The organism is Pseudoclavibacter sp. VKM Ac-2888 (genome assembly GCF_015351285.1).
Classification (GTDB): Bacteria; Actinomycetota; Actinomycetes; order Actinomycetales; family Microbacteriaceae; genus Pseudoclavibacter.
On record NZ_JADKSM010000001.1, the window covers coordinates 2,249,049 to 2,267,461 of the forward strand.

Annotated in this window: 16 protein-coding genes; 5 read left to right on the plus strand and 11 right to left on the minus strand. The window is 69.1% G+C overall.

The genetic code is table 11. From position 1 onward, the window contains the following. Positions 1-62 precede the first annotated feature (62 nt). Both ITJ61_RS10635 and ITJ61_RS10640 read right to left on the minus strand, forming a co-directional pair. Positions 63-881, minus strand: coding sequence for an amino acid ABC transporter ATP-binding protein (locus ITJ61_RS10635; RefSeq protein WP_104240008.1), 819 nt, complete (start codon positions 879-881; stop codon positions 63-65). Then, positions 878-1,975, minus strand: coding sequence for an amino acid ABC transporter permease (locus tag ITJ61_RS10640; protein ID WP_104305832.1), 1,098 nt, complete (start codon positions 1,973-1,975; stop codon positions 878-880). The genes ITJ61_RS10635 and ITJ61_RS10640 overlap by 4 nt, the downstream gene beginning before the upstream one ends. A gap of 340 nt (positions 1,976-2,315) precedes the next feature. On the opposite strand from ITJ61_RS10640, the gene pcp reads away from it, so the two are divergent. After that, a complete protein-coding gene (gene pcp, locus ITJ61_RS10645) occupies positions 2,316-2,957 on the plus strand; it encodes a pyroglutamyl-peptidase I (RefSeq protein WP_194686146.1) in 642 nt (213 codons plus the stop codon). A gap of 8 nt (positions 2,958-2,965) precedes the next feature. Here pcp and ITJ61_RS10650 read toward each other — a convergent pair whose 3' ends face one another. From ITJ61_RS10650 to ITJ61_RS10665, 4 genes are all read right to left on the minus strand, one after another. After that, complete coding sequence (locus ITJ61_RS10650; protein ID WP_194686147.1) at positions 2,966-4,027, minus strand: sulfate/molybdate ABC transporter ATP-binding protein; 1,062 nt, start codon at positions 4,025-4,027, stop codon at positions 2,966-2,968. After that, positions 4,024-4,845 (minus strand): ABC transporter permease, encoded by an 822-nt coding sequence (locus tag ITJ61_RS10655; protein WP_258064891.1) that lies wholly within the window; start codon positions 4,843-4,845, stop codon positions 4,024-4,026. The genes ITJ61_RS10650 and ITJ61_RS10655 overlap by 4 nt, the downstream gene beginning before the upstream one ends. Before the next feature lie 11 nt (positions 4,846-4,856). Then, entirely contained in the window at positions 4,857-5,666 is an 810-nt protein-coding gene (modA, locus tag ITJ61_RS10660; RefSeq protein WP_194686148.1) for a molybdate ABC transporter substrate-binding protein, read from the minus strand. 213 nt (positions 5,667-5,879) lie between these two features. Beyond that, positions 5,880-7,313 (minus strand): hypothetical protein, encoded by a 1,434-nt coding sequence (locus ITJ61_RS10665; RefSeq protein ID WP_194686149.1) that lies wholly within the window; start codon positions 7,311-7,313, stop codon positions 5,880-5,882. A gap of 137 nt (positions 7,314-7,450) precedes the next feature. Between ITJ61_RS10665 and ITJ61_RS10670 the strand changes: the two genes are divergently transcribed. Both ITJ61_RS10670 and ITJ61_RS10675 read left to right on the plus strand, forming a co-directional pair. Beyond that, on the plus strand, positions 7,451-8,491 hold the full coding sequence (locus tag ITJ61_RS10670; RefSeq protein WP_194686150.1) for a Gfo/Idh/MocA family protein: 1,041 nt from the start codon (positions 7,451-7,453) through the stop codon (positions 8,489-8,491). An 88-nt stretch (positions 8,492-8,579) separates the two neighbouring features. Further along, positions 8,580-13,358 (plus strand): NAD-glutamate dehydrogenase, encoded by a 4,779-nt coding sequence (locus ITJ61_RS10675; RefSeq protein WP_194686151.1) that lies wholly within the window; start codon positions 8,580-8,582, stop codon positions 13,356-13,358. Between the two features lie 33 nt (positions 13,359-13,391). Here ITJ61_RS10675 and ITJ61_RS10680 read toward each other — a convergent pair whose 3' ends face one another. Together ITJ61_RS10680 and ITJ61_RS10685 are read right to left on the minus strand one after the other, a co-directional pair. Continuing rightward, the gene (locus ITJ61_RS10680; RefSeq protein WP_104240000.1) at positions 13,392-14,021 is read right to left on the minus strand and encodes a Fic/DOC family protein; all 630 of its coding nucleotides are present in this window, start codon (positions 14,019-14,021) and stop codon (positions 13,392-13,394) included. Next, a complete protein-coding gene (locus ITJ61_RS10685; protein WP_194686152.1) occupies positions 14,021-14,260 on the minus strand; it encodes a hypothetical protein in 240 nt (79 codons plus the stop codon). Before ITJ61_RS10685 ends, ITJ61_RS10680 begins: the two co-directional genes overlap by 1 nt. Before the next feature lie 129 nt (positions 14,261-14,389). Between ITJ61_RS10685 and ITJ61_RS10690 the strand changes: the two genes are divergently transcribed. Together ITJ61_RS10690 and ITJ61_RS10695 are read left to right on the plus strand one after the other, a co-directional pair. Further along, the gene (locus ITJ61_RS10690; protein WP_194686153.1) at positions 14,390-14,857 is read left to right on the plus strand and encodes a DUF1348 family protein; all 468 of its coding nucleotides are present in this window, start codon (positions 14,390-14,392) and stop codon (positions 14,855-14,857) included. Between the two features lie 5 nt (positions 14,858-14,862). Next, positions 14,863-15,426, plus strand: coding sequence for a TetR/AcrR family transcriptional regulator (locus ITJ61_RS10695; protein ID WP_104342400.1), 564 nt, complete (start codon positions 14,863-14,865; stop codon positions 15,424-15,426). Between the two features lie 73 nt (positions 15,427-15,499). Here the strand turns inward: ITJ61_RS10695 and ITJ61_RS10700 are convergent, their stop codons facing one another. The 3 genes from ITJ61_RS10700 to ITJ61_RS10710 form a co-directional block, all read right to left on the minus strand. Next, positions 15,500-16,339 carry a DNA-3-methyladenine glycosylase family protein gene (locus ITJ61_RS10700; protein ID WP_194686154.1) on the minus strand — a complete coding sequence of 280 codons (840 nt, stop codon included), beginning with the start codon at positions 16,337-16,339 and terminating at the stop codon, positions 15,500-15,502. A gap of 240 nt (positions 16,340-16,579) precedes the next feature. After that, positions 16,580-17,569: a C-terminal binding protein gene (locus ITJ61_RS10705; protein WP_104239995.1), complete on the minus strand. Its 990-nt coding sequence runs from the start codon at positions 17,567-17,569 to the stop codon at positions 16,580-16,582. Beyond that, a complete protein-coding gene (locus tag ITJ61_RS10710; RefSeq protein ID WP_104239994.1) occupies positions 17,569-18,354 on the minus strand; it encodes an HpcH/HpaI aldolase family protein in 786 nt (261 codons plus the stop codon). Before ITJ61_RS10710 ends, ITJ61_RS10705 begins: the two co-directional genes overlap by 1 nt. Positions 18,355-18,413: the final 59 nt, after the last annotated feature.

Sequence of the window (18,413 nt, forward strand, 5' to 3'; positions counted from 1 at the left end):
CTTTCGGGTACGTGCGTTGCTGAAGTTCTGGGGTGGGAGATGAGCGACAGGCCAGGGTGTGGCTAGAGCACCTTGCGGATGAAGTCCTGCGTGCGCGGATGCTGCGGGTTCGTCAGCACCTGCTCCGGTGTGCCCTGCTCGATGACACGGCCGGCGTCGAGGAACACGATGCGGTCGGCGACCTCGCGGGCGAAGCCGATCTCGTGCGTCACGATGACCAGCGTCGTGCCGCCGTGGGCGAGTTCGCGGATGACGTCGAGCACCTCACCGACCAGCTCGGGGTCGAGTGCGCTCGTCGGCTCGTCGAAGAGGAGCACGTCCGGCTTGAGTGCAAGCGCCCTGGCGATCGCGACGCGCTGCTGCTGGCCGCCGGAGAGCTGCCGCGGGTAGTGGTGCTCCTTGCCCTCGAGGCCAACGCGCTGGAGGAGCTTGCGCGCCTGCGCCTCTGCGTCCGCTTTGGATGCTCGCTGCAGCGCCACCGGCGCGGCCGTGATGTTCTGCAGCGCCGTGAGGTGCGGGAACAGGTTGAAGTTCTGGAAGACCATGCCAACCCTCGTACGGCGGCGAAGCGTCTCAGCTTCGCGCAGCTCGAAGAGGCGGTCTCCCTTCCTGACGTAGCCGATGTACTCGCCATCGATGAGGATCGATCCGCCGTCGACGGACTCGAGGTGGTTGATGGTGCGCAGGAGCGTCGACTTGCCGGAGCCGGAGGGCCCGAGGAGGGCGACGACCTCGCCTGGTTCGATCTCGAGGTCGATGTCGTGCAGCACCTCGTGGGTGCCGTACGACTTGCTGACGCCGCACACGCTGACCTGCCCGGATGCTGCGCTGCTGCGCTCGAGTTCCGCTTCGGCGTTCCGGTTGATGGTTGCCTGGCTCATGCTCCGCTCACGTCCTTCCGTGCTGGTGTTGGCGCTGGTGCTTCTGTGGGGCGGGCTGTCGCGCCCGCGGGGATGCCGTGCTTCTTCCGGTCGAGCGCCTTCGCGCTCTCGGCGCTCTCTCCGTCCGGCTTCTCTGGGTCCTCGCGCTGTTTCTCTCTGCCTCCGCTTTGCTCACCGTCGTCGAGCAGCGCCCACTTCTCGGAGATCCACGCGCGCGCCTTCTGGATGGGCGTCGGCGGCAGCTCCCGGTGCGCGCCCTTCGAGAAATGCCGCTCGATGTAGTACTGCGCGATCGAGAGGAGCGTCGTGATGATGGCGTACCAGACGACCGCGACGAGGAGCAGCGGGATGATGCGCTGGTTGCGGTTGTAGATGACCTGCACCGTGTAGAACAGCTCAGGCAGGGCGACGACGAACACCACGGAGGTGCCCTTGACGAGGCCGATGATCTCGTTGAAGGCGTTCGGCGTGATGGCGCGGGCCGCCTGCGGCAGGATGATGCGGAAGAAGCGGTACCGGCGGGGCAGGCCGAGCGCGGCGGATGCCTCGAGCTGGCCCTGGTCGACGGACAGGATGCCGGCGCGGATGATCTCCGCCGAGTAGGCGGCCTGGTGCAGGGAGAGGCCGAGCGTCGCCGCGGCGAACGAGGAGATGAGCTGCACCGTCGGGAACTCGACGAGCCAGAAGTCGGTCGTGAAGGGCGTCCCGAGCCCGAGCGTCGGGTAGAGGTAGCCGAGGTTGTACCAGACCACGAGCTGCACGACGAGCGGCACGGACCGGAAGAACCAGATGAAGCTCCACGAGAACGAGTTCAGGAGGGGCGACTTCGAGAGGCGTGCGACCGCGAGCAGGGCACCGAGGATGAAGCCGATCGCGCCGGAGAGCACCGTCAGCTGGAGCGTCAGGACAAGCGCGTTGAGCACGATCTGGCTGAAGAAGTACTCGCCGAAGACGTTCCACTCGTAGCGCTGGTTCGTGACGAGCGACCACGCGAACTGGGCGACGGCGAACACGGCGACGGCGGAGAGGATCCACAGCACCCAGTGCTTGGGGTGGACGACCTTGAGGTGCTCGCCCGGCCCGAGCGTCTGCATCCGCCGGCTCGCGAGTGGCTTCGCGTCGTCTGGCGGCGTCGACGACGGGCTGTCGGTGGTCGGTGCGGTGTCGAGTTGTGACATCGCGTTCTCCTCTCGGCGGACCCTCGATTCGAGGGGCTCACCCTCGATTTCGAGGGCATGTCGAGAAGGTATGGGCACGCGGATGCGGGGGCGACGGCCTCCCTTCACGGAAGTTCCGACACAGTCGCGCGGCGAAGCTCCGCGTCACATTCGGTCACCTGCTCGTCAGGTGAGGGGCCAGCGAGGGGTGCATCCGCGGCGTAGCGTTGAGGTCTCCCCCCTCCGGCCGCCCCACCCGCACGACAGGAGCCCCCGCATGCCGACCGTCCTCCTCACCGGCTTCGAACCCTTCGACGGCAACACGAGCAACCCGTCGTGGACGGCCGTGCAGGAGGTGCGCGATCGCTGGGACGGCGACGCGGAGATCCACGTGCGTCAGCTCCCCGTCGACTTCGCGAGGGTGGACGACGCGCTGCGGGCCGCCCTCGCCGAGGTCGACCCCGACATCGTGATCGCCGTCGGGCTCGCCGGCGGCACCGACACGATCAGGGTGGAACGGGTCGCGATCAACGTCGACGACGCGCGCATCCCCGACAACAGCGGCTTCCAGCCGATCGACGAGCCCATCGTGGGCGACGGCCCCGCCGCGTACTTCAGCACCCTGCCCATCAAGGCCGCGGTGGAGGCCGTGCGCTCGAGCGGCATCCCTGCCGTCGTCTCCCAGACCGCCGGCACCTACACCTGCAACCACGTCTTCTACCTGCTCCTGCACGAGCTCCGGCAGCGGGCCGACGCACGCGGCGGCTTCGTGCACATCCCGTACTCCGCGGAGGAAGCCGTCGGCACCGACCGCCCCTTCCTGCCCATGGACCAGCTCGCGAGCGCGCTCACCGCCGTCGTGCGAGCGACCCTCGCGCACGAGAGCGACGTGCGGGTCGGCGGCGGCACCCTCGACTGAGCAGGGCCTCAGAGCCGGTACGCGATGGCATCCGAGGCGGCGAAGGCGAACCACACGCGAGTGCCGGGCGCCAGGTCGAGCTCAGCGACTCTGCCAGGCGGCACGTCGGCGGAGAACTCGGCGCTCCGGACCCGGATGATGTCCCCTCGCGGCTCGAGGTCCGTGACGATGCCGGGGAGCACGTTCCGTGAGGCGCTCGGCTCCGACGGTTCCTCGGTGGTGACGGCGACCTGCGTCGGCCGCACGGAGATCCCGACCCGCGTGCCAGCCGAAAGCGATTCGACGAAGCTCGCCGCGAGGCGCTGCCCGCCGTCGGCCCTGACGGAGGCGTCGTCGAGGGCGGTGCCGGTCACGAGGTTGAGCGCGGCGAGGCCGGCCGCGAACTGCGTGGCGGGCCGCTCGAGCACTTCGCGCGTGGGGCCGACGTCGACGATGCGCCCGCCCTCGAGCACCACGACGCGGTCGGCGAGCATGAAGGCGTCGAGCACGTCGTGCGTGACGATGATCGTCGTCTGATCCGCCAGGACGTCTCGGAGCATCCGTCGGATCGCCGGCGCGACCGACACGTCGAGGGCTGCCATCGGCTCGTCGAGCAGCAGCAGAGCGGGGTCGGACGCGAGCGCCCGGGCGACGGCGATCCGCTGCGCCTGGCCCCCGGAGAGCTGAGCGGGCCTGCTCTGCGCCAGTCCTCCCGCATCGACGCGGTCGAGCCAGCCGGATGCGCGCGAGTTGGCCTCGGCACGCGAGCGTCCCTTGCTGCGCGGACCGAAGGCGACGTTGTCGAGTGCGGTGAGGTGCGGGAAGAGCAGCGCGTCCTGCGCGAGCATCGAGACGCCGCGAGCATGAGGGGGCAGCCAGCGCCCACGGCCGCGATCGCCGATGTCGAAGAGGACGTCGTCGTTGAGCCGGGCCGTGCCGGTGTCGGGGCGGACCAGGCCCGCGATGAGCGTGAGAAGCGTCGATTTCCCGGCACCGTTCGGCCCGAGCACCGCGACGGTCTCGCCGTCGGCGATCGTGAGCTCGACGTCGAACGCCCGCGCCCGCACTGTGGCGGCGAACTCGAAGCTCACGACGCGCTCCGCCGGAGCCGGAAGCCGTTGGCCTCGCCGGCCTGGTGGGCCACCGCGACCACGATCACCGCGACGGCGACCAGGACGAGCGACAGGGCGACCGCCGCATCCGGATCGGTTTCACGCTGGAGGTAGATCTCGAGCGGGAGGGTGCGCGTGACGCCCTGCAGCGAGCCCGCGAAGGTGAGAGTGGCCCCGAACTCGCCGAGCGCGCGCGCGAAGGAGAGGACCGCGCCGGAGATCACGGCGGGCAGCACGAGCGGCAGCGTGATGCGGCGCAGCACCGTGGTGGGCCGTGCACCGAGCGTGGCGCCGATCGCCTCGTAGCGCGTTCCGACGGTGCGCAGCGCCCCCTCGAGGCTGAGCACGAGGAACGGGAGCGCCACGAAGGTCTGCGCGAGGACGACGGCCGTCGTCGAGAACGCGATGGTGATCCCCATGGCCTCGAAGCTCTGGCCGAGGAGCCCGCGCCGACCGAAGGTGGCGAGCAGGGCGATGCCGCCGACCACGGGTGGCAGCACAAGCGGGAGCAGCACCAGGGATCGGAGGAGCTTCTGCCCCCAGAAGTCGGTGCGGGCGAGCACGATGGCCATGGGCACCCCCAGGAGGACGCAGAGCACTGTCGCGCTGAGGGAGGTGCGGAGGCTCAGCAGGAGCGCGTCGATCGACGACTCCGACGTGACGAGCGGAACGAACTCGGCCCAGTTCACGCGGGTGACCATCCCGATCAGCGGAAGCAGCACGAAGGACGCGCCGATGATCGCGACGCTCAGCACCCAGCCGGGCACGGCGGCAGCGGCGGAGCTTCTTCGGGGCACTGGATGCGTTCCTACGGCTGGCCGAACCCGGCGGTCGCGAGCACGTCCTGGCCCACTGCTCCCGTGACGAAGTCGATGAACGCCTGGGCGACCTCGGGGTTCGTCGACGCGGCAACCGGGGCGATCGGGTAGGTGTTCACGGCCTCGCTCGACTCGGGGAACCGGATGCCGGTGACGGCGTCTCCTGCGGCGATGATGTCGGTGACGTAGACGAGTCCGGCGTCCGCTTCTCCGGAGGTGACCTTGCCCAGCACGTCGGTGACCGACGACTCCTCACTCACCGGGGTGATGTCCACACCGGTCGCCGTCTCGACGGCGAGCGTCGCGGCGCCGCACGGCACCTGGGGAGCGCAGACGACGGTCTTCGCCTCCGGCTCGGCGAGGTCCGCGAAGGTGGCGATGCCGGCCGGGTTGCTCGGCGGGACCGCGATCTCGAGCACGTTGGTGGCGAAATCCACCGGAGCGTCTGGCGCGATGAGGGTGGCGTCCGTGAGCTTCGCCATGTTCTTCTCATCGGCCGAGGCGAACACGTCGGCCGGGGCGCCCTCGGTGATCTGGGCGACCAGGTCGGAGGAACCGGCGAAGTTCAGCTCGACCGTCACGCCCGGGTTGCTCGACTCGAACTCGTCGGCCAGCTCCGTGAACGTGCTCTTGAGCGACGCCGCCGCGAACACCGTGATGGATCCCTCGAGGGCGGACGCGCTCGCCGGGGCAGTTTCCGCGGCGGGAGCTGCGGGGGCGCCACTGCCCGCGCAGGCCGAGAGGCTGAGAGCAACCGCCGCCGTCAGCAGCGTCGCCGCGATCTTCCTGGTGGGGGTCATATGTCGGGACCTTTCGGGCAGTGGTTCGAAGATCGAGGCACGGGAGCTTCTGAGTGATCCTGGATCTGAGGAACCAGTTTGGCCCAGGGCCCGAATCTGCGCCACGAAGCCAACTCTACTGCCGCAGCTGCGGTTCTGCCGTGCCTGCCGGAGACCCGAGGGCACGCCGGCCGAAAGCACCCACGCACGACACCCCGCACCTCACGACCACCCCTAGGGCTGTGCGACCTGGATGCTCCAGGGCTGCGGGGTGCCGTCGATGCGCCTCGCCTCTTCGACGTCGACCACCATCGGACCCGGCTGCCAGGTGCGCGAGACGGTCTCGGGAAGCTCGACCTGCGTCAGCTCGGGCGTCGCCCCGTGCGTGGTGATCTGCAGCTTCCCGTAGTCGCCGGCACTGATCGCGGCCTCCCCGCCAGCCCCCGTATAGAGGTACAGACCGGCGCCCTCACCGGAGAGGGTCGCATCGAACGTCGGAAGGACGTCGACAGCGGAGAGCGTCATCTCCCACACGCCACCCGAGATGACCTGGATGCTGTTGGTGGCCACGGGCGTCGGGTCTTCGCCCCGAGCCGCGGCGTCCGCACCAGCCGTGTTCACGAGCCATTGCGTGGTGTCCCCCGGGATCCCGCTGCTGAACTCCACGTCCTCCGTGGCCTGCGGGTTCGCGACCAGGAAGGTGACGTCGCCCATGGTGTCGACGACCTCCAGCACCGCGAGCTCTCCGGCGCCGGAAGGAAGCAGGACGTCGATGTTCGCCTCCCCGTATCCGCTGAGCGGCACCCCTGGCTCGAGCGTGAGCTCTGGCACCGGATCGGTCACGACGGCGTCGCCCTCCAACCCGACCGGCGTCGACGTCGCGCTGCTCTCGGCGGCAGAGCTCTCCCGCGAGTCGGAGGCGAACTGCAGCAGCTGGATGCCGGCGGCCACCACGAACAGGAGGATTGCGAGGATCGAGACGGCGACGCCCTTGGCGCCCGAGCGGAAGCCGCGCCTGATGGACGGGGCCGCGAAGATCAGAGCCAAGACGATCCCGAACCAGAGGCCCACGAGGGCCGCGACGATCGCGGCGACGCCGGCACCCACGGCGAGGCCCGGCTTGAGCCCGGGTTGATTGCCGGTCGGCCTGCCACCCTGGCGAGCCGCGCGACCAGACGGCGCCGGCGGGAGTGGGGGTGGCGGGGCTTGCCCCGCGGTGGTGGGCTGCGGTGCGTCGGCCGCCTCGAAGGGAGCCGACACCGAGGGAGACGCGGGCCCGGACCCGCGCCGCAGGGCGTCCTGCGAGCCGCCGTGCGTGTAGGCGAGGCCGCGCTTCGCCCCCTCACCGAGCCGGTCGAGGTCGTACGTGGCGCGCGCTGCGGTGCTCGTCGCGGCGCGCCCCTCATCGCGGGCGAACTGCTCGGCCGCGCGCTGCGCATCCCGCGCCGACTGGCCAGCCGAGCGCTGGGCGTCCTGCGACGTCTGATCGAGGGCACGCTGTCCGTCCTGCGCGCGCTGCGCGGCGGCCCGCTCGGCGTCCCTCGCCCGCTGCTCGCGCTCCTGCTCGATGCGGTCTGCGCCGCGACTCGCGGTGTCGGCCCACTGCCGCACGAAGTCAGGCGCCTTGTAGTCCGCCGGCGGCGTGTACCCGTTCTTGCTCTCCACCACGGTCGCACCCCTTTGTCACTGTCTGCGCCCATTCAACACCACACCCCCGACAGGCGAGCCGTTGTCACCCGGGCACCCCTGACGTAGCCTTGTCCTGTCATTAGAACGAATCACAGCAGCGCAGAATCGAGAGCACCATGAGCGCGTCCACCCCCGCACGCATCGGCGTCGTCGGCTACGGGGCTGGCGGCCACCGCTTCCACGTGCCCTACATCCAGGCCGTCAAGGGCTGGGAGCTCGCCGGCGTCGTCACCCGCTCAGCGGAACGCCGCGCGATCCTCGCCACCGAGGCACCGGGCGTGCCAGCCTTCGATTCGCTCGACGCCCTCCTCGACGCCGGCGTCGACGCGGTCGTCATCACCACCCCACCGGACACACGCCGCGAGCTCGTCCTGCGAGCCCTCGAGCGCGGCGCGCACGTCGTCGCCGACAAGCCCTTCGCGCCCACCGCGCAGGGAGCGCGCGAGCTGCAGGCAGCCGCGGAGCGCAGCGGTCGCATCCTCACCGCCTACCAGAACCGCCGCTGGGACACCGACCTCGTCACGCTCAAGCAGGTCATCGACGAAGGCCAGCTCGGGGACATCTGGCGCGTCTCCTCCCGCATGGACCAGGACGACTCCGGCACCCTCGAGACCGGCCCAGCCCACGGACTCCTGCGCGACCTCGGCAGCCACCTCGTCGACCAGATGGCCTTCCTCTTCGGCCCCGTCGAGCGCGTGAGCGCCCACCTCGACATCACCGAGGTGGCCGGCGTCGAGGTCGACTGCGGCTTCGACGTCGCCCTCCACCACGCGAACGGCGTCTTCACCCGCGTCGCCTCCAGCAAGATCAACCACCTCGACGGCCGCGAGCTCATCGCGTACGGCGACCTCGGCGCCTACGAGTCGCGCATGGACGACGTGCAGACGGCGCAGATCGATGCCGGCCTGCGCCCAGCATCCGCCGCCGCCGGCTGGGGAGTCGAGGCCGAAGCGCGCTGGGGCACCCTGCACACCACCGAGGGCAGCCAGCAGATCCCGTCCGCGCGCGGCGACTACGCCGAGTACTACCGGATGCTCCTCGCCGCAGTCCGGGGCGAGTCCGCTCCCCCGGTTCCCATCGAGCAGGCCGTGCACACCGTCGAGATCCTGGATGCGGCACGCGAGAGCGCGCGCACCGGACTCACCGTGGAGATCTGAGCCGCACCCCTCGCCCCTCCACCCCGCTACCATCAAGGCACGGGGTGCGACGGCGGGCCAATGGGGGCTCGCCTGCGAAGGGGGAAGCATGATCCACGGAACCGAGTTCACCGGACTGCGCGAGGCGCTCGACGACATCGAGCCGAGCTTGCGGACCGGACTCGAACGGCTCATCGACGACGTCGATGCCGACGACATCGCCACGCGCGAGCCACGCGACATCGTGGGCGCCGCGGCGACCATGCGCCGGCTCGCCACACGACGCAAGACGGGCGATACCCTCATCGCCGTGTTCACGCCGACGCTCAAGGAAGAGGGCTGGAGCTCCCGGCGCACGATCGTCGACATCTGCACCGCGGATGCGCCGTTCCTCGTCGACTCCGTCACTGCGGCGATCGCGCGCCAGGGCCTCGCCGTGCACCTGCTCGCGCATCCCGTCGTCTCGGTTCGCCGCGACGACGACGGCGAGCTGCTCGAGATGCACGCCCACGGCGGCACCCTCGAATCGTGGATCCACCTCGAGGTCGACCGCATCCCCACCGAGGAAGGCCGCGACGAGCTCGCCGACCGGCTGCAGCACGTGCTCGACGACGTGCACACCGCTGTCGCCGACTGGCGGCCCATGCGCCGAGCCTGCCTCGACCTCGTCACCGACCTGCGCACGGAGCCGCCCACGAGCGTCGACGACGGCGAGGTCACCTCCGCCGTCGAGTTCCTGACCTGGCTCGCGGAAGACAACTTCACGTTCCTCGGCTACCGCGAGTACTCGCTCGAGACCGATGAGCGGGGCGAGGAGGTGCTGCGCCCGCTGCCGCACACCGGGCTCGGCATCCTGCGCCGACCGTCCACCGCGACCACCCATCTCACCCCGGAGGCCCAGCGCACCGCCCGCGAGCCGCGACTCCTCACCATCACGAAGGCGAACTCCCGCGCCACCGTGCACCGCGACGTGTACCTCGACTACATCGGTGTCCGCAGCTTCGATGAAGCGGGCAACGTCACCGGGGAGCTCCGCTTCCTCGGCATGTTCACGTCCGTCGCCTACGCCGCCTCCGTGCTCACCCTGCCCATCGTGGGTGCCAAGGTGCGATCCGTGCTCGCCGCATCCGGCCACGCGCCGAACTCCCACTCCGGCAAGGACCTCCTGCAGATCCTCGAGCAGTACCCGCGAGACGAGCTGTTCCAGGACAGCACCGAGCACCTCCACGCCGTCGCGTCCGAGATCAGCCGGCTGCGAGAGCGCAGGCGCTACCGCATCTTCCTGCGCCGCGACGAGTTCGGCCGGTTCGCGTCCGCACTCATCTACCTGCCGCGAGACCGCTACAACACAACCGTGCGCCTCCGCATCGAGCAGGAGCTCCGCACCGCCTTCGACGCGAGCCAGGTCGATCACGCGACGAAGGTCGGCGACTCCCCGCTCGCCCAACTCCACTTCGTCGTGCGCGCCGCCAAGGGCGTGCACCTGCCAGAGGTCTCCGAGCAGGACATCCAGCCCCGCATCGAGCGCGCCATCCGCGGCTGGGATGAGGAGCTCGTCGACGCCCTCCACCTCGACCACGATGAGGAGCGGGCAGCCGAGATCCTGAGCACCTACGGCTCGGCCTTCCCCGAGGGATACAAGGAGAACATCCCCCCGAGCGACGCGGTGAAGGACATCGCCCTCCTCGAGCAGCTCGACGAGGACACCACCTTCGCCGTGCACCTCTACGCACCGGAAGAGGACGAGCCCGGGAAGCGCTACTTCACGTTCGCGTCGCACGACGTGTACCCGCTCACGATGGTGCTCCCCACCCTCACCGATCTGGGCGTCGACGTCGTCGACGAGCACCCGTACGTCGTTACCCTGCCGGACGGGCGCAACCTGCACATCTCCGACTTCGGGCTCACCGCGCCGAGCGCGTCCGTCTGGAACGACGCCGAATGGGGTGCCGAGCTCGAGTCGGTCTTCAGCGCCGTCTGGTCGGGGGCCGCGGAGAGCGACCGCCTCAACTCGCTGGTCCTCCTTGGCGGGCTGCGCTGGCGGCAGATCGTGATCCTCCGCGCTATCAGCATGTACCTGCGGCAGGTCGGCACCACGTTCTCCGTCGACTACATCGAGCAGGCCCTCATCGCCAACCCCGTCATCGCCGCCGATATCGTGCGGCTCTTCGAGACGAGGTTCGACCCGGACTTCGCCGGCGACCGAGAAGCGGCGCTCGCCGCGCTCGCCGAGCAGCTCCAGGAGGCCCTCGACAACGTCGCCAGCCTCGACTACGACCGCATCCTCAGCTCCATGATCGGCATCGTCGACGCCACCTGGCGCACCAACTTCTACCAGGTGGATGCGCAGGGCGAGCCCAAGTCGTGGGTGTCGATGAAGCTCGACTGCACCCGCGTGCCCGGCCTCCCGAAGCCCCACCCCATGGCCGAGATCTGGGTCTACTCGCCAGAGGTCGAGGGCGTCCACCTCCGCTTCGGCCGCGTCGCCCGCGGCGGGCTGCGCTGGAGCGACCGGCGCGAGGACTTCCGCACCGAGGTACTGGGCCTCGTGAAGGCGCAGATGGTGAAGAACGCCGTCATCGTGCCGACCGGATCGAAGGGCGGCTTCTTCGCGAAGCAGCTCCCCGCGCCGAGCGACCGGGGCGCGTGGCTCGAGGGCGGCCGATCCGCCTACCGCACCTTCATCCGCGGGCTCCTCGACATCACCGATAACCGCGACGGCACCGACATCGTGCCGCCGCCACGGGTCGTGCGCCACGACGGGGACGACTCCTACCTTGTCGTCGCCGCCGACAAGGGCACGGCCTCGTTCTCCGACATCGCGAACGGCATCTCCGAGGAGTACGGCTTCTGGCTCGCGGATGCCTTCGCGTCTGGCGGCTCGGCCGGCTACGACCACAAGGGCATGGGCATCACCGCCCGCGGCGCGTGGGAGTCCGTGAAGCGGCACTTCCGGGAGCTGGGCCACGACACGCAGACGCAGGACTTCACGGTCGTGGGCGTCGGCGACATGTCGGGTGACGTGTTCGGCAACGGCATGCTGCGCTCGGAGCACATCCGCCTCGTCGCGGCGTTCGACCACCGGCACGTGTTCGTCGATCCGACCCCGGATGCGGCGGCCACGTTCGTGGAGCGTCAGCGGCTCTTCGACCTCCCCGGCTCCTCGTGGGACGACTTCGACCGCAGCGTCATCTCGGAAGGCGGCGGCGTCTTCCCGCTCTCCCAGAAGTCGATTCCGGTGACGCCGCAGATGCGGGAAGCGCTCGGCCTCGACGCCGACGCGCAGCGCCTGACCCCGCTCGAGCTGAAGAAGGCCGTACTGCTCGCCCCCGTCGACCTCCTCTGGAACGGCGCCATCGGCACCTACATCAAGGCCAGTGACGAGACGAACGCGGAGATCGGCGACCGCGGCAACGACGCGGTCCGCGTCGACGGCCATCAGCTCCGGCTGCGCGTCGTCGGCGAGGGCGGCAACCTCGGCGTGAGCCAGCGCGGTCGCATCGAGGCGGCCCTCGCCGGGGTGAGCCTCAACACCGACGCGATCGACAACTCCGCTGGCGTCGGCACCTCCGACCGCGAGGTCAACATCAAGATCCTCCTCGGCGCCGTGGAACGCGACGGCCGCCTCGACCGCGACGCCCGCAACGAGGTACTGCGCGCCATGACCGACGAGGTCGGTACGCAGGTGCTGCGCGACAACTACGAGCAGAACGTGCTCCTCGGCAACTCGCGCTCGAACGCCGCCAAGATGCTGCCTTCCCACAAGCGGCTCATCACGTGGCTGGAGGAACGCGACGAGCTCGACCGCGACCTCGAGTTCCTGCCGAGCAACGCCGAGATCAGGCGCCGCATCGACGAGGGACGCGGCCTCACGAGGCCCGAGTTCTCGGTGCTCGTCGCCTACGCGAAGCTCGCGCTCAAGAGCGACCTCGCCGAGACCGACCTCGCCGAGGACCCGTGGTTCGCGAACACCCTCGCCGAGTACTTCCCGGCCGAGGTGCGCGAGCGGTACGCGGACGACCTGCACGCGCATCCGCTGCGCCAGGAGATCATCGTGAACTCCGTCGTGAACTCGATGGTCAACCGCGGTGGCATCACCTTCGCCTACCGCGCCCAGGATGAGACGGGCGCAACGAGCGAGGAGATCGCGCGCGCCTACGTCGCCGCCCGGGAGATCTTCGACCTGCGCGGCTTCGTCGTCGAGATCGAGGCCACCGACAACCTCGTGCCGGCGTCCATCCAGACCGAGCTGTACCTCGGCTTCCGTCGACTCCTCGACCGGGCGACTCGCTGGATCGTGCAGCACCGGCCCGACAGCATCGACGTCGGTGCGGAGATCGAACGGTTCAGCGGCCCGGTCGCGCAGTTTGCCAGCCGGATGGGCGAGCTGCAGCAGGGCGAGGAACGCGAGCGCTTCGACGCCCGCGTGCAGGAGTTCGAAGATGCCGCCGTCCCGCGTGCGCTTGCGCTGCGCGGGGCCGGCCTCCTCGAGCTCATGCCGCTGCTCGACATCATCGAACGCGCGGACCAGCACGGCTGGGACCTCGAGGAGTTCGTCGGCCTCTACTACGTGCTGTCGGCGCGCGTCAGCTTCGACGACATGCTCGTGCGGGCGACGGCACTGCCGCAGGACGACCGCTGGGGGTCGATGGCGCGCGCCGCCATGCGTGACGACCTGTACGCGGTCATGATCGAGCTCGCCGCCTCCGTTATGACGCAGACCGCGCCGGCCGAGCACACCGCGCGCATCGACGCGTGGATCAGCCAGCTCGGCCCCAGCGCCACCCGCGCGCTCGACGAGGCTGCGGATGCGGTGCACGCTGGCGACGACACGGGTCTCGCCACGCTGTCGGTCGCGCTGCGGCGCCTGCGGTCGCTCGTGCGCTGACCGCGGGCGCGGGTCCGGCCTCGACGCCGGCCCTCACCGCTCAGCGGCGAGCGCGCGGAATACTGGCACGAGCGAGTCGGGCACCGGCTCGTAGGAGAAGCGATCGGGACCGGAGAATCGTGATCCCTCGTTCCACATGGCAGCCGTGACACCTGACGTTGCGGGGTCGTAGTCGATCTCGAAGCGACTCAGCTCCGAGACGTGCTGCATGAAGAGCTTCGATGCGCGCCCGTTGCCTTCACGGAACGGATGCGCATGGTTGACGTACGCGAACACCTCGGCAGCCGCGGCCGCGAACTGGTCGATGTCGAGCTCCGACCAGTCGAGCTCGTCGATGATCCGGCCGGCGTCCTCGAGGTATCTGGGGATGTCGTCGAGCTCCGCGAACCCGAACTGGTCTTTGTAGATGGGCACCGTGCGGTACTCCCCTGCCCACTCGTAGATGTTCCCGAAGAGCTGCCTGTGGAGCGCTTTCACGTGTGCAGCGTCGTATGTCTTCGGGATCGACAGCAGACCCTCTTCGACGAGCGCCTGCTGCGCATTCGCCTCGGCGAACTCCGCCCTCGCCAGATCGGCCTTGTCCCGCAGCCCGAAGAGGTTGCGCAGCACGGAACCGCCCGGCTCCCAGAGGTACGAATCCCAGGCGGCGCAGTCGGCCGCCATCAGCTCGCGGCAGCGTGCGCGTGCCTGCGCTCGATCGCACCGGCGACTCGACGGTCGTACTCGGCCTTGTCGATCGCTCCGCGCAGCAGGTCAGTCAGGTTCTCGACGTCTTCGCGATTCGGCACCCAGCCCTCGTGCCAGCTGGAGGCGAGCGCGTTCACGACGATCTTGCGCTGCTGTGCGCTCAGCGGGGCGAAGAGCTCCGGCCAACGCTTCTGGATGTCGAATTCGACGGCCATCTCGAGCCTCTCGCTCAGTGGGCTCCAAGTCTACCAAGCAACCCATCCCGCATCCTGGCTTTACCGATCGATACAGCGTAGCCTCTGTACCAATCGGTAAAGAACCGGTGGTGACATCGAGGAGCTTTCATGGACGAGCGTCCACCCCTTCCCCCGTTCACAGCAGAGACCGCTGCACGCAAAGCGCGAGCGGCCGAAGATGCTTGGAACACGCGTGATCCCGAGCGGGTCTCCCTGGCCTACACCGTCGAGAGCGCCTGGCGGAACCGTGATCGGTTCGTGAACGGGCGCGCCGAGATCGTGGCGCTGCTGACAGAGAAGTGGAGCCGGGAGCTCGACTACCGGCTCATCAAGGAGGTCTGGGCCTACGAAGGGAACCACATCGCTGTCCGCTTCGTCTACGAGTCCCACAACACAGCTGGGCAGTGGTTCCGCTCGTTCGGCAACGAGAATTGGGAGTTCGATGAGCACGGCCTGATGCGTCGTCGACTCGCGGCGATCAACGACGTTCCGATCGACGAGGCCGACCGGCTCTTCCACTGGCCCCTCGGCCCGCGACCGAGCGATCACCCGGGGCTGACCGAGTTGGGCATCTGAGCGTCATGGCCAAGCCGTCGACGACTCGCGAAGCCGTGATCCCCCTCCTGACGGAGGCATTCCGCGAGCACGGATACGAGGGGGCCAGCATGGCCATCCTCCAGGACGCGACCAGCCTCGGCCGCGGGAGCCTGTACCACTTCTTTCCCGGTGGCAAGGAAGAGATGGCGGCGGCAGTCCTCGCCGATATCCAGGCATGGTTCGACGAGCGCATCTTCACACCGCTGCGCGCCACCAGCACCAACGCGGAGGAGGCGCGACAGGGCATCCACGCCATGATCGACGAGGTACGGGCCTACTTCCGCTCCGGTCGGCGCGCGTGCCTCCCCGGCGCATTCGCCACCGGCCGCGAGCGCGACCAATTCGATGAGGCCGTGCGCGGCTACTTCACCGAATGGGTCGACTCGCTCACTGCCGCCCTGGCCGCCGCGGGGTCGCCGGAGCCCCGCTCGCACGCGCTCCAACTGGTCGCTGCCATTCAGGGCGGCATCGTCCTCGCCCGCGCGCTGGATGATCCCGACGCGTTCGACACCGTTCTCGACGCAGCATCGCCAGCGCGCAGGCGCTAGCGGCTCACTGCCGCTGGCCGTCACTCATCCTGAGTTCGGCCCGCGCCTGCGGCGACGCGATCGTGACGATCGTCTACTCGTCGAGCGCCCGCAGCGCGCGCAAGTGCACCCCTGCCCACGAGCGGAACGGCTTCCACGCCTCGGCGATCTCGTCGATCGAGCGGTCGGGGCCGTAGCGCTTCATGACCTCCTCGCTCAGTCGACCCTCGTTGCGCGGCAGGACATCGGGGAAGTTCGCGCCGCGAATCACGACGAGCTCGGCCGAGAACGGCCCCATCCCCAGGATGCTCTGCACCTGGATGAACGCCTCGGACGACTGCAACGAGCGCAGGTAGGTGCCGGAGAGCTGGCCGTCGAGCGCGGCCTCGGCGATCGCGTGCAGGTACTCCGCCTTGCGCCCGGGCAGGGTGAGTGACGCCGCCCGCAGCGTGGCCGGAGACGGAAAGGCTCCGTCGTCGCCGAGCTGCAGCGTGAGCCGCGTCTTGATCGCCACCGCCTGGCGCATCTGCAGCCGTTGCGACAGCACCGACCACACGGCCGCCTCGTATGGCGAGAAGAAACCGCACGGCCTGAACCCGGGGAGCCGAGCCTGCGCTTCCGCGACGACCTCATCGCGCGCCGCGACATCGGGCCAGCCGCGCGCATCGATGTCTATCGACAGCAGCCGACGGACTTGCTCGGTCGCGGCATCCAGATCACCCGGGCCCTCCACCACGATACGGACGGATGGCCCGTCCTGGGTGATGACGGCATCCACTCGCTGCCAGTCGGTATCGCAGAGAAAAGTGGTCTGGATGCCCGCGGTCTCCGTCTGGGACGCGAGCCTGCCGGGGGCGAACCCCTCCCAGAAGCGCTTGCTGGTGGCGAGCGACCAGGGCCCGACGATCTCGTGAACGGTCTCGAGTCGAGTCATGTGTCCGGCCTTGTCGTGAAGAGTGATGGCAGTGCCGCCGGACTCGGTGGAGGTCAACGCGCGGCCAAAGGCTCCGTCGACGGGCGCTGGGAACGATCGCAAATATAGGGCCATCCACCTGGATCGAGACCCGGAGACGTCCGACATCGGCCACCACCAGTCGATGGCCACGCCAGCAGGGAGGGCGCCGCTGAGCCGACGACGCCTTCCCTGCCCAATGCACCTCAGCGCCGAGGCTGGTCAGCCGATGCGCAGTGACAGAGGATCGTTCACGGCATAGATCGGGCTTTCACCGCGCAGCGCCCTCGCAACGTCGTCGAGCGCCTTGGACTTCGTCTCGGCGAGCGACTCCACGCTGTAGTGAGCAGAATGCGGGGTGAGGACCACGCGCTCCAGGCCACGCAGCGGATTGGTTACCGACATGGGAGCCGGTTCGCCCTCACGAGCGTCGATCCCTGCCCCGGCGAGGCGCCCGGAACGGATCGCAGCAGCAAGCGCGCCCTCATCGACCAGGCCGCCTCGCGAGACGTTGATGAGTGCTGCGCCGGCGGGCATGCGATCAATGACGGCACTGCTGATGATGTTTCGCGTGGACTCGAGGAGGGGGACGTGCAGCGAGAGGATGTCCGACGTCTCCACCAGCTCGTCGAAGCTCACGGGAACGAATCCGAGCGCTCGGATGTCGTCGGCCGAGACACCCGGATCGTAGGCCTGGACGTGATATCCGATCGCCGAGGCCATGCTGGCCACGCGTCGGCCAATCCGTCCAATCCCGAGCAGCCCGAAGGTCTGGTCATCCGGTCGCCTGGTTCCGGCCGCGAGAGCGAGCGACGCCGTCCCGTCTCGGTGCATCGCCTGGTCGAGCGAGGCAATCCGCCGCGAGACGGAGAGCGCGAGCGTGATGGCGTGAACGGCCACTTCGCGGTAGTTCGAGTCCGGCACGTTGGTGACCCACATCCCATTGGAGGTTGCCGCATCGATATCGACACCATCCAGGCCGATACCGAATCTCGTGATGGATCGGCAGCGGGAGAGGCTGTCGATCACGCGGCGGCTCAGGGGCTCCGCCAACGCGATGATCGCGTCGGCGTCCCCGGCAACCCTGATCAGCTCGTCTTCAGTGGGTGCATCCACCGTCACGAACTCGACATCCATGCCGAGGAAGGCCTTCTCTGCTTCTTCGGCCAGCGGGACAGCGCTGTTGGTCAGGACCACTTTGTAGGACGCCATCAGCGGGTACCTGCGGTTTCTGCCTCGGTCGAGAGGCTCTGGATAGCGTGCCACTCGGACATCGCGCCGCTGACGGCCCAGTTCAGGTCGCCACCCGACAGGATCACCCGTGCTCCGCTCGCGAGGTACCGCTGCGCATCCGGAACCGTGAAGCAGAACGCGCCCGTGCCGACGCCGTGGGCGGCAGCGCTGCTCAGCACGCGATCGATGGCTGCCCAGTGCTCGTCCGATCCCATGCGAACGCCGAGGGAGAGGGCGAGATCGCCCGGGCCGATGATGACCGCGTCGAGGCCAGGAGTGGCAAGGATCTCATCGGCCGCTTCGACACCTTCCGCGGATTCGATCTGGATCGCGACGAGGACGCTGGCGTTGGTCACGGCGGAGTAGTCCGGGGATGCGAGGCTGGCTCCATAGGCAGCACCACGGCCAGGACCGCTTCCTCGCTTCCCCTCCGGGGCGTATCGAGCTCGTTCGACGACTTCAGCTGCCTGAGCCGCCGTCTCGATACGGGGAACGATGATGCCGGCGGCGCCTGCGTCGAGCACGCGGGAGATGTAGTGACCGACTTCGGGCACCCGCACGAGCGCGGGAGTCCTGTGCACGTCAGCAGCACGGACGAGCTGCTCGAGCTGCTCGATCGTCGTGGCGGAGTGCTCGAGGTCCATGCAGAGCACTTCGAAGGGGGTCGCGGCGAGGGCTTCGACGAGCGTGGGGGAACCGGTGAGGATCGTGGTGCCGATCACGGGTGCGTCTCGCACACGGGACCGGAGGTCGTACTGCGGCATTGCTGCTCATTTCTTTCTGGTGGTGCTGGTGGGATGTGTGCAGCGCGGAGTGCGGTGCA